Annotated in this window: 12 protein-coding genes and 2 pseudogenes; 13 read left to right on the top strand and 1 reads right to left on the bottom strand. The window is 41.2% G+C overall.

Annotated features, from left to right (window positions below; all coding sequences use genetic code 11):
- A pseudogene (locus tag E0H79_RS11365) lies at positions 1-229 on the bottom strand (helix-turn-helix domain-containing protein); the annotation flags it as partial.
- 167 nt (positions 230-396) lie between these two features.
- Here E0H79_RS11365 and E0H79_RS11360 point away from each other — a divergent pair.
- The 13 genes and pseudogenes from E0H79_RS11360 to E0H79_RS11300 all read left to right on the top strand — a co-directional run bounded on the left by E0H79_RS11360 (position 397) and on the right by E0H79_RS11300 (position 9,287).
- Positions 397-1,329 (top strand): IS5-like element IS17 family transposase, encoded by a 933-nt coding sequence (locus E0H79_RS11360; protein WP_131261660.1) that lies wholly within the window; start codon positions 397-399, stop codon positions 1,327-1,329.
- An 82-nt stretch (positions 1,330-1,411) separates the two neighbouring features.
- Positions 1,412-1,663, top strand: a complete 252-nt coding sequence (locus E0H79_RS11355) for a hypothetical protein (protein WP_131261659.1) — start codon at positions 1,412-1,414, stop codon at positions 1,661-1,663.
- Positions 1,664-1,667: 4 nt separating this feature from the next.
- Positions 1,668-1,955, top strand: a complete 288-nt coding sequence (locus E0H79_RS15620; RefSeq protein WP_131261663.1) for a TNT domain-containing protein — start codon at positions 1,668-1,670, stop codon at positions 1,953-1,955.
- Positions 1,952-2,356, top strand: a complete 405-nt coding sequence (locus E0H79_RS11345; RefSeq protein ID WP_131261658.1) for an Imm63 family immunity protein — start codon at positions 1,952-1,954, stop codon at positions 2,354-2,356. Before E0H79_RS15620 ends, E0H79_RS11345 begins: the two co-directional genes overlap by 4 nt.
- 88 nt (positions 2,357-2,444) lie before the next feature.
- Positions 2,445-3,535: pseudogene (locus E0H79_RS11340) on the top strand (IS3 family transposase).
- Between the two features lie 257 nt (positions 3,536-3,792).
- A complete protein-coding gene (locus E0H79_RS11335; RefSeq protein WP_131261657.1) occupies positions 3,793-4,128 on the top strand; it encodes a hypothetical protein in 336 nt (111 codons plus the stop codon).
- A 191-nt stretch (positions 4,129-4,319) separates the two neighbouring features.
- Positions 4,320-4,940, top strand: a complete 621-nt coding sequence (locus E0H79_RS11330) for a beta-ketoacyl synthase chain length factor (protein ID WP_075166810.1) — start codon at positions 4,320-4,322, stop codon at positions 4,938-4,940.
- The gene (locus E0H79_RS11325) at positions 4,925-5,746 is read left to right on the top strand and encodes a lysophospholipid acyltransferase family protein (RefSeq protein ID WP_373683873.1); all 822 of its coding nucleotides are present in this window, start codon (positions 4,925-4,927) and stop codon (positions 5,744-5,746) included. Before E0H79_RS11330 ends, E0H79_RS11325 begins: the two co-directional genes overlap by 16 nt.
- Positions 5,730-5,990 carry a phosphopantetheine-binding protein gene (locus tag E0H79_RS11320; protein WP_005090854.1) on the top strand — a complete coding sequence of 87 codons (261 nt, stop codon included), beginning with the start codon at positions 5,730-5,732 and terminating at the stop codon, positions 5,988-5,990. Before E0H79_RS11325 ends, E0H79_RS11320 begins: the two co-directional genes overlap by 17 nt.
- A 9-nt stretch (positions 5,991-5,999) precedes the next feature.
- A complete protein-coding gene (locus tag E0H79_RS11315) occupies positions 6,000-6,248 on the top strand; it encodes an acyl carrier protein (RefSeq protein WP_005090852.1) in 249 nt (82 codons plus the stop codon).
- Positions 6,245-6,799 (top strand): septation protein IspZ, encoded by a 555-nt coding sequence (locus E0H79_RS11310; RefSeq protein WP_005090850.1) that lies wholly within the window; start codon positions 6,245-6,247, stop codon positions 6,797-6,799. The genes E0H79_RS11315 and E0H79_RS11310 overlap by 4 nt, the downstream gene beginning before the upstream one ends.
- Positions 6,800-6,877: 78 nt before the next feature.
- Positions 6,878-8,539, top strand: coding sequence for an AMP-binding protein (locus E0H79_RS11305; protein WP_131261655.1), 1,662 nt, complete (start codon positions 6,878-6,880; stop codon positions 8,537-8,539).
- A gap of 13 nt (positions 8,540-8,552) precedes the next feature.
- Complete coding sequence (locus tag E0H79_RS11300; RefSeq protein ID WP_070153995.1) at positions 8,553-9,287, top strand: glycosyltransferase family 2 protein; 735 nt, start codon at positions 8,553-8,555, stop codon at positions 9,285-9,287.
- The last annotated feature ends 6 nt before the right edge of the window (positions 9,288-9,293 follow it).

The raw sequence follows: 9,293 nt of genomic DNA, 5'->3' as shown, positions 1-9,293 counted from the left end.
CTTCTTTAATCGATTCAAACTCATACAATTCCCAACGTCGGCGTTGTAGCCTTATGGTTTCTGGGATACGTTCTTGTAGAGTGGCAACTTCCGCAACACTTTTACCTTCAGAAAGCCAGAGAATAGTTTGGGCACGTTGTCTTTCACGCCAATGTTTTGCATGCTTGGCCAGAAAAATGAGTCGTTCTCGCTGTTCTAAACTAAGTGGTACAGAAACAATTCGAGGCATGTGTGAACATCTGTTAACTAAAAAAACTTTTTCGCATGATTAGTTATTTTTGTCAACTTATGAGGTCGTTCATGATTATAAAAGTACTGCCAGTCAGTTGTATAGTCCTGCACGGCTTTGTTGCACAAACCTATCTGTAAAGGGTTTTTCAGCGATATAATTTTCAAATGAAGAAGCCTACACACAAAATCTACCGCACAACCAATTGGCCCGCATATAACCGAGCACTCATGAGTCGCGGAAATATTGCCATTTGGTTTGATCCTGCTACGCAATGGTATGCGCCATCAAAAGGCAAACAAGGGCGAAATCAAACCTACTCCGACGCAGCCATCCAATGCTGCTTAATGATTAAATCCTTATTCCGTCTGTCTTTACGTATGGTCACTGGCTTTGTGCAAAGTCTGATTAAACTTTGCGGATTAAATTGGACAGCACCAGATTATTCCACCATTTGTAGAAGACAAAAGCATATTGATATTGCAATCAGCTACCAAAAAAGTAGCGATGGGCTGCATCTACTCGTAGACTCTACAGGCATGAAGTTTCTAGGTGAGGGCGAATGGAAACGCAAGAAACATGGAGCTGAATATCGTCGCCAATGGCGTAAACTACATATTGGTATAGATACCAAAACCCTACAAATACGCGCTATTCAGCTCACAACCAATAATGTCAGTGATTCACAGGTGCTTGGTGATTTACTTAATCAGATTCCACAAGATGAGCAGATTGACTCTGTTTATACCGATGGAGCTTATGACACCAAGCAATGCCGTCAGGTCATTGCAGATCGGCAAGCATATGCGGTGATTCCACCTAAAAAAAATGCGAAACCATGGAAAGATACAAAGAGTAGATCGCTAGAGCGAAATGAATTACTTCGAACAGTTAAACGTTTAGGCAGGACATTATGGAAAAAATGGTCAGGCTATCATCGCCGAAGTTTGGTGGAAACCAAGATGCATTGCATCAAATTATTAGGCGATAAATTAATGGCAAGAAGCTTTCCTAGTCAGGTGAATGAAATTCATGCACGTGTAGCAGTCCTTAACAGATTTACGGAATTAGGTCGACCACTTACCCAAGTTACGCCTTAAATTTGGCTCAATTAGGGGCGCTTTGCATTTCAAATCTTTGTGCAACAAAGCCTGTTAAAAGTGAAAAAAATAGGAAATTGAAATGGATTATAATTTTAAAGATATTTATATATCAAGAAATTTAAAATTTAGTATTGGAGTAGAAGAAAGCATAGAGAAATATTACGTATCTTTTCTTGTTCCTACCAGTAATAGGAAAAGTGATTATGAAATATATTATTGGTTACCAGTAAATTATTCAAAATATGTTTATTCAGAACCAGAAAAGATTTATTCATATGTTTTAGAGTGTTGTAAAGGCTTACATAAAGGTATGGAGATTGATTTAAGTTAAAAAAATTGAAAGCACATTAGAAGTTGGAGCAAAATTAGATAGAGTTGGAGAGCCAACGGGTAGCTTTTTAGCTCCTGCAGGAACACCATACGAGGCAAGAGCATTAGCTTCTGGATCGGCATCGGCAAAAGTTTATCATTATGAAGTAATAAAGCCATTATCTATTATTAAAGGTGAGATTGCTCCAGCATTTGGGCAAAAGGGTGGCGGTATTCAGATATTACCAAATGTAGGACAGAGAGTTAATGTTCAATGTTTAATAGAAAAAGGCTATATTAAAGAGATTAAATGATGCTTAATTTTAACGAAATTCAAGAGAAAATATATGAGTATGGGAGCATTATAAATGCTCCTAAAGATGTTTTAAAAATCTATCCATCTCCTCAGCCAGATGGCACTCCATATATTAAAATTAATAATAATGAATATTTGTATATTGTGGAAGAGAGGGGGATGGAGCTAGAACGTAGAAGAACGGCTAACATAGACGTATTATTATATTGGATAATGTCTGATGTTATATTTTTTTTGGCAAGTCAATACGAGCTTGAAAATAGGGCGAAAGGTTTTGATAGTAGAAGGTTAATATTTAAGAAGGAAATTGAACTTTTTAAAGTTTTAAAAAAAGAGTGGGGAAATATTACGGAGACACGTATTAATCAAATATTAGAAGAAACTCCTTATAATGATTAATTTTGTTAAGGTCAAGAGGTAATCCCCCCTAAAAATAATAGGATCTAAAAGTAGAATTTTCTCTTAAGATACGAGCAGGAGATTCTGCATGAAAACATCTAAATTTACTGACAGCCAGATCATATCCATTTTAAAACAGGCGGAGTCTGGCACACCTGTAGCCACCCTTTGTCGTGAACACGGCATGAGTAATGCTACCTTTTATAAATGGCGTACCAAATATGGTGGTATGGATACATCATTAATGGCTCGACTGAAAGAGCTAGAAGCCGAAAATACCAGACTTAAAAAGATGTATGCGGAAGAGCGATTAAAGGCCGAAATCATCCAGGAAGCGATGGCAATGAGCAGCACTGCTGCGCAAGGGTAAAGCCATCTTGCCGGCGTAAGATGGCACAACAGGCAGTTGCCCAGCATGCCATTAGTATTCGTTTGGCTTGTAAAGCATTTGGCATTAGTGAAACCTGCTACCGCTATCAAGCCAAACTCAGCGATGACAATGCACTCATTGCTGAACAGCTCATTGAACTCACTGAGGAAAATTCCGATTGGGGCCTTGGTTTGTGCTTCTCGTATTTACGGCATGTTGAGAGTTGCTGCTGGAATCACAAGCGGGTTTACCGCATTTACTGTGAGTTGGCACTGAATCTGCGTATTAAACCGAGAAGAAGACTAAAACGGCATGCGCCTGAACCATTGAAAGAACCAATCCGAGAAAATCAGGTTTGGTCATTAGATTTTATGCATGATCAGCTTTCCGATGGTCGCAAGTTTCGATTATTGAATGTGATTGATGATTACCGCCGCGAAGGCCTAGCCATTGAAGCAGGGTTCTCATTGCCCACAATCAGGGTTATTCGTACGTTGAATCAATTGCTGGAGTGGAGAGAAAAACCGTTAGTGATCCGATGCGATAATGGTCACGAATTTATCAGTCACGAATTTGTGCGCTGGGCTACTGAGCACGGTATTCGTATTGAATATATTCAACCGGGTAAGCCACAGCAGAATGCGTATATTGAACGCTATAATCGGACCATACGTTATAGTTGGCTGAGCAAGCATTTATTTGATACTTTGGATGAAGTACAAGATTATGCAACAAACTGGTTGTGGCATTACAACCATGAAAGACCACATCAAGCTAACAAAGGAAAGCCACCTCTAATGGCTGCTTAACCTCTACTTTTAACTTCGGTTATTTATGGGAGGATTACCCATCTGGTGTAGGTGCAACGACAGGTGATATCGGCTCTACACTTCAGACTGGGCAAAGTGCTCAGAATGCGGTTGATAATAATGCTTCCATTGCTGGTGCTTATGCCAAGAAAAAATCTGAACAATACAATGACCTTTGTAAACAAAGTGGTATTTCCGCTGGACAGTGTAGTGAATGGACAGGGCAAAGGATCATTAATAATTCGAAAGAATTAGCAATGATCATAGTTCCTACAGAAATATATGAATTAATTCCTGTTGGTAAAGGGGCTGGAATAGTAAGTAAAGCTACTGGAAAAGTAATAGCAAAATTTGATGATACGAAACAGGCTAAGAAAGTTTTAGAGAATATTAAAGTTAGTCAAGAGGCAAGAAACGCATCTAACTTCGATCATCACAAAGCAATGGACTTCTATATTGGTAAAGTTGGGTATTCTACTGAAAGAGCTAGATCACATGTTGATGGCATAGATTTTAATTTTCCAGTGAATCGAACAACATTGAAAATAGATGAAAAATATGTGCAACATAGGCTTTGTTGCATAAATATGTAAGCATCTGATTTAAATAAATTTAATTTTGGATCAAAAAATAATCAAAACTTTTAAAATCATATAGTTATGAAATCTTTGTGCAACAAAGCCTTTTTGAAAACAACGTAGTTTTGTTAAATTTTGTGAAAAATTTGACACGGTGCTATAATTGCGAACCTGATAATTTGTCAATTTTTTAAACACTGATCACGATGATGCAACTCCACGTATCCCACTTAAATCTAAGTTCGATTGATCAAAAGTTATCAGCTATAGAATACATTCCTGCGATGCAACGCCGACGTTTGTCTCGTCTGGCAAAACTGGCTTTGAATTGTGCCATACAAGCTTTAGATGCCTGCAATGTCGATTATATTGTTTGGGTGTCGCAATATGGTGATGAAGCCAAAACGCTGAATATATTAGAAGATGTCTTGAGAGGGCAAACGCCTTCACCGACTCAATTTTCAACCTCGGTACATAATGCAATTTCAGGCTTATATTCTATTTTATGTCAGGATGCGACACCTGCGACCAGTTTGGCAGGTTCGTGGAATGATGGGTTGATTGAAGCTTATGCATGGTTAAAAACAAGGCCAGAAGCCTGTCAGGTTTTGCTGGTGTATTATGATGAAGCCTTGCCTGAAATGTATATCGAGCATCAGCCATTTTCTGCTTTTGCGATGGCAGCGATGATTTCATTAGCGCCTGCAAATTTGATATTGATGCCAAAGCATACGAATGCAACGCCAGCCTATCAGCAAGCTTTAGCATTTAACACGTTTTGGACTAATCCTGAGCAAACTGAATCTGAAGCGTGGACGAAATGCTGAAATTAAATCGAATCAAGCAAAAAGCCAACTATGCATGGCGGGTTGGGGCGACAGGATTTAGCTTTGCCAGCTTTGGCTTAGGCGGTGTGGCGATTGGCGGTTTGATTGCCCCTCTGGTTAAGCTGAGTTCGTCTGATCTGGATGTCCGAAAACAGCGCACTCAAAAGGTGATTAAACACAGTTTTAAAGGTTTCACCGAAATGATGGTGAAACTGGGCATTATGACTTATACGGTTGAAGGTTTAGAGAAATTAAAAAACAGTCAACAGGAGTTGGTGATTGCCAATCATCCGACACTGATTGACGTGGTGGTTTTAATTGGTTTAATGGAGCAAGCAAACTGTGTCGTTAAGCAGGCACTGTGGTCAAATCCATTTACCAAAGGTCCTGTGCAAAGTGCGGGCTATATTTTAAATGCGGGTTCTGAACAATTTATTCAGGACTGTGTACATAAACTACAACAAGACCATGCTGCCTCGTTGCTCATCTTTCCTGAAGGAACACGGACGGCCAAAGGTGAGAAGTTGAATGAGTTTCAGCGCGGCGCAGCCAATATTGCACTAAGGGCAGGGGTACCGATTCGGCCTGTGCTAATTAGCTGTACGCCCTCTACACTCACCAAAAATGAAAAATGGTATCACATTCCAGAACAGCCTTTTCATATCCATGTAAAAGTCTTGGATGCGATCCAAGTGGAAGACGTATTGGATGACGTAACGGTTAATCCAAAAAATGTACGTCAATTAAATCAACAATTACAATGGTTTTTTAACCAAGAGTTATCCCTAAATGACGAATCTTGCTGATGAATTAAAGCAAATGATTATTGATGTCCTTGCCCTTGAAGACATCAGTATTGAAGACATTGATACAGACGCGCCTTTGTTTGGCGATGGTCTAGGTTTGGACTCGATTGATGCCCTTGAATTAGGCTTGGCATTGAAAAAACGTTATGGCATTCATTTGAATGCAGAGTCTGCAGAAACCAAAGAACATTTTAAATCAATTCAAAGCTTAGTGGCTTTGGTTGAAGCACAGAAAACAGCATAAGAGGTTGCTATGCTTGCACAAGAAACCGTGTTAGAAAAATTACGTGAATGGATGGAAGAGTTGTTTGAAATTGCGCCTGAAGATGTGCAATTAGAGTCAAACCTAGCTTCAGACCTCGATGTTGACAGTATTGATGCCATTGATTTGGTGGTAAAAATTAAAGAGTTGACAGGCAAACAAGTCAACCCTGAAGATTTTAAAAATGTGCGCACCATTCAAGATGTGGTGGTCGTGATTCAGAATATGTCAGTTGCATGAACAACATCTTAAAAGGGGTAGCAGGGATCGGTTTGATCCTCTATCCTTTTTTTGTCGCTTATGCTTTGGCACATGGACAGTATGTCTGGGTCAGTGCGGTATTGATTGTACTGGGCATTTTACGTCTCTTGAGTAAGGGCAATGCCCTGCTGTGGCCATTGACAGGTTTTGCCATTTTATGTGGCGGGCTGAGTTTGATTTTAAAAGATCATGCGTGGCTTAAACTCTATCCTGTCTTTATGAGTCTTGGGGCGCTGTTTATTTTTGCCAGCACCTTGATTCGACCGCCTTCAATGATTGAGCGTTTTGCACGTTTGGCAGAGCCTAATCTGCCAGAAGAAGGAGTCGAATGGACCCGTCAAGTGACCAAAGTTTGGTGTGGTTTTTTTTGCATCAATGCGGTCATTGCCCTGATCACTGTTTTCTTTGCACCGATGAAAATTTGGGTGATGTATAACGGCTTGATCTCTTATGTCTTGATGGGTGGATTATTGCTGGGTGAATTTGTGTTGCGTAAACGCCAGCAACGACTGCATCAGGCACAGAAATAACAGCATTTCCGTCAGGGCAGCTGAAACAGTGGTCTCGAACTATAGCGATTAGAAATACGGTTTTTAAAAACAAATTTTATGTCTTGTCATTTTCAACACCATCTCCATTCATCGCGTCCCTTGTGTATTCATGCGGACTCAAGTTTTGTTTCCTTTCACACTTTTTGGTTGGATGTAGCTTTACAGGCTACGCAAATTCAGCAGTTGGAACAGCCAGTATGGGCGCTTTGGCAAGAAGACAGTTATGAGTTTTTAGTATTGTTGTTTGCAGCCTTACAAGCAGGTAAGCAAGTGCTGTTGCCGCCGCATCGGGTCAGTGACTTAGAAAAAGAATTGGCTGAACAGCAGATTTATTTTTTACAACGTTTGCCGTCGACAGCCACGCCAACTTTTGAGCTTCAATTTGATGCTACCTTTCTCAATCAGGCACAGCTGTATTTTTATACTTCGGGCTCAACAGGGCAGCCGAAAAAGATTCCGCGCACCTTGCAACAATTGTTCAATGAAGTCTGTGGTTTAGAAGCCAGTTTTGATTTGCCTGAGCAGGCGATCGCGATTGCTACGGTGAGCCATCAGCATATTTATGGTTTGCTGTTTAAGTTGTTGTGGCCTTTAGCCAGTGGACGCAGTTTCTATCAGAAACAATTGGCTTTCCCTGAAGATGTGGTTGATCTTCAAAAGAAAATTGCCCATTTGCAACTGCCCAATTACCTCATTTCAAGTCCTGCATTGTTGAAGCGCTGGACCACAGATGTAGTGTTGCAAGACTGCCATCGGGTCTATTCCTCTGGTGGAAAGTTGGATGCAGGCGTGCGTCCTTTGCTGAACCGTCCCATTACCGAAGTGTTTGGTAGTTCTGAAACAGGCGGGATTGCTCACCGTCAGGCAGATGATGCGCTATGGACTCCCTTTGCCAATGTCGAAATTAACTGCGCCGAGCAACAAGAGTTAGCCGTTAAAACCAATCATGCCTTTAGCATGGATTGGATTTTGACTGGAGATAAAGTGCAGGTCGTGGATGCAAATAATCCCAAAAGTCCATTCCAACTATTGGGGCGTTTGGACCGTATTGTCAAACTGGAAGAAAAGCGGTTAAGTCTCGATGCGATTGAAGTGAAAATCGCTGAGTTGGCAGAAATACAGCAGTGCCATGTTTTAATTCATGAAAAAGAACAGCGTCAGATTTTGGCGGTGGTAGCGGTGCTGACAGTGGATGCAAGGGTGCTGCTTATCGAAAAGGGCAAAGCTGCCTTTACCGCACAGCTGAAAAAACAATTACAACAGAAGCTGGAAAGTATCGCGATTCCGCGGCAGTGGCGGTTCTTAACGCAAATGCCACAAAATGCACAATCGAAGCTGAATAAACAGTATTTAAAATCACTCTTTCTGCCGATGACCTTGCCTGTGGTATTGACACAGCAGTCTCAGGATATGCAGATCAGTTATGCTTTGGAGTTTGTGCCTGAGCTGGAATGCTTTAAAGGGCATTTTCCGAACTTTCCGATTTATCCGGGCGTAGGGCAAATTGGTTTTATCCAGCATTTTGCCAAACAAAATTGGGTGGATTTACTGTGGTGCAATGGTTTTGAGCAATTAAAATTTCAAGGACTGATCCAACCCTATCATACGGTGGAACTGGTGCTCAGCCGTAAAGCGCATAAGGTCAGTTTTGAGCTGAAAAATCATGACAAAATATTGGCATCAGGACGTTTGCTGTTTGCTATCCCTTCAGACGTTTAAGCCGAGAGAAAAAATGAAACACTGCTTTGTGATTCCTGTGTATAACCATCCACATTATTTGGCTGCGTTACTGTCACATTTAAGCGCTTTTGAGTTACCCATCATTATGGTGAATGATGGCAGTGATGCCGATTGTACGGCGGTATTACATCAGCTTACGCAGGACTATCCAAGGGTCGATTTGGTTGAACATACCCACAATCAAGGGAAAGGGCAGGCGGTGATCACGGGGCTCAAACATGCCTTTCAATGCGGTTATAGCCATGCCTTGCAACTCGATGCCGATGGACAACATGACTGGCAGGATGTGCAACGCTTTTTAGACACCTCTATCCAGCACCCCGAAGCCATGATTATTGGTCAGCCGATCTTTGATGCGACTGTTCCCAAAAAACGTCTCTATGGCCGTTATGCAACGCATATTTGGGTGTGGATTAACAGTCTGTCTTTTGAGATTAAAGACAGCATGTGTGGCTTTCGTGTCTATCCTCTAGCGCAGACAGTGAACATTCTAAACACTGCCAAGTTTCAACCGCGGATGGGCTTTGACTCGGAAATTTTAGTGCGTTTGAAATGGGACAATGTGCCGTTTATTAATCTGCCCACGCATGTGATTTATCCTGAAGGTGGTATTTCACATTTTGATGTGTGGCGTGACAATTTGGGCATGGCGCGCGCGCACAGCCGCTTGTTGGGTGGCATGCTGCTGCGGTTCCCCAAACTGATTTATCAGAAAGTCAAAGGTTAAGGTGGT

The sequence above is a fragment of the Acinetobacter sp. ANC 5045 genome, assembly GCF_004331005.1.
In the GTDB taxonomy this organism is placed as follows: Bacteria; Pseudomonadota; Gammaproteobacteria; order Pseudomonadales; family Moraxellaceae; genus Acinetobacter; species Acinetobacter towneri.
Note: the sequence above shows the minus strand (reverse complement) of the source record. Positions and strands in the feature narration are given on the sequence as shown.